Here is a 1,777-nt window from a genome sequence, read left to right on the forward strand (position 1 = left end):
CAGGCCTCCTATCTGATCGCCGACGAGACCACCGGCCAGGCCGTGGTGGTCGACCCCCGGCGCGACGTGGACGAGTACGTCGCCGACGCCGACGCGCACGGATTCACGATCGTCGGCGTCATCAACACCCACTTCCACGCCGACTTCCTGGCCGGACACCTGGAGTTGGCGGCCCGTACCGGGGCGTGGATCGGCTACGGGCAGCGCGCCCGCACCGAGTACCCCATCCGCAGGCTCACCGACGGCGAGCGCATCGCGCTGGGCGATGTCACCCTGCAGATCCTCGAGACCCCCGGCCACACCCCCGAGTCGGTCAGCGTCCTGGCGTACGAGCACGCCGATGACACCGTCCCCTACGGGGTGCTCACGGGCGACGCCCTGTTCATCGGCGACGTCGGCCGCCCCGACCTGCTGGCCTCCCTCGGGGTGACCAGTGACGAGCTGGCCCGCATGCTCTACGACAGCGTGCAGCGCAAGCTGATGTCCCTGCCCGACGAGGTCCGCGTCTTCCCCGGTCACGGCGCCGGATCGGCCTGCGGCAAGAACCTCTCCACCGAACGCCAGTCCACCATCGGCACCCAGCGCGCCACCAACTACGCCTGCGCCCCGATGAGCGAGGACGACTTCGTCGCCCTGGTGAGCGGCGGACAGCCCGTCGCCCCCGCCTACTTCGTCCACGACGCCGTCCTCAACCGCAAGAACCACCCCCTGTACGACGCGGCCACCGCGCCCCGGTCGTTGGACTCCGCCGACTTCCTGGCCCGCCGGGCCGCGGGCGCCGTCGTCGTGGACGCCCGTGATCCGCAGGACTTCGCCATGGGGCATCTGGTCGGCTCGGTCAACGTCCCCATCGACGGCCGCTTCGCCGAGCAGGCCGGGTCCGTCCTCGCCGCCGACCACGACCTTCTGCTCGTGGCGCCCGGCGGACGCGAGGAGGAGACCGCGACCCGCCTGGCCCGGATCGGCTTCGACCGCGTCATCGGCTACCTCCGCGACCCCGAGGAGACCTTCGTCGGCGCCCAGGACCAGGTCCGGCCCGCATCGCGGCTCACCGTCGACCAGTTGCGCGACGCCCTGGCCGGTACCGCCGCACCGGTCGTCCTCGACGTGCGCGGCGCGGGCGAGCGCGAGGAGGGCGCGGTCCCCGGCTCACTGCACATCCCGCTGGCCGAGCTGTCCCGCCGGACCGAGGAAGTGCCCACCGACCGGCCCGTCGTCGTCCACTGCGCCGGCGGCCACCGCTCCTCCATCGCCGCGAGCCTGCTGCGCCACCACGGCCACCCCGACGTCTCCGACCTGCTCGGCGGCTACGGCGCCTGGCTCGCCGCGGGTGAGCACGCGAGCGCCTGAGCCACGGCGATGCCGGGGCGGCGCGCGCGCCGACAGGGCCCGCCGCCCCGGCACCGGCTGTCACCGGCCGCCACGCACGACCACACACCCTCGCCGGTCTCACCGGTTCGATACCGGCGGGGGTATTCACACACCAGGAGATCCGACATGGCAACCATCGAACTGACCGCAGAGAACTTCGGCGAGGCGGTCGCCGGCAGCGACATCACCCTGGTGGACTTCTGGGCCGCCTGGTGCGGACCCTGCCGCAGGTTCGGCCCGGTCTTCGAGAGGTTCTCCGAGCGCCACCCGGGCGTCCTCTTCGGCAAGGTCGACACCGAGGCCCAGCCCGCGCTGGCCCAGGCCTTCCGGATCAGCTCCATCCCCGCCGTGGTCGCCATCCGCGGCAAGGCCGTCCTCTACGCCAAGCCCGGCCCGCTGTCCGAGC

General features: G+C 72.9%; 2 protein-coding genes. Both read left to right on the forward strand.

The genetic code is table 11. The features are described 5' to 3' along the window. Positions 1-1,350 (forward strand): MBL fold metallo-hydrolase (locus tag NGF19_RS30305; protein ID WP_252429130.1); only part of this gene is annotated, 1,350 nt, incomplete at its 5' end. Between the two features lie 147 nt (positions 1,351-1,497). After that, the coding region (locus NGF19_RS30310; RefSeq protein WP_252429132.1) for a thioredoxin family protein at positions 1,498-1,777 on the forward strand (280 nt) is incomplete at its 3' end.

This window comes from Streptomyces macrolidinus (assembly GCF_023887685.1).
GTDB lineage: Bacteria > Actinomycetota > Actinomycetes > Streptomycetales > Streptomycetaceae > Streptomyces > Streptomyces macrolidinus.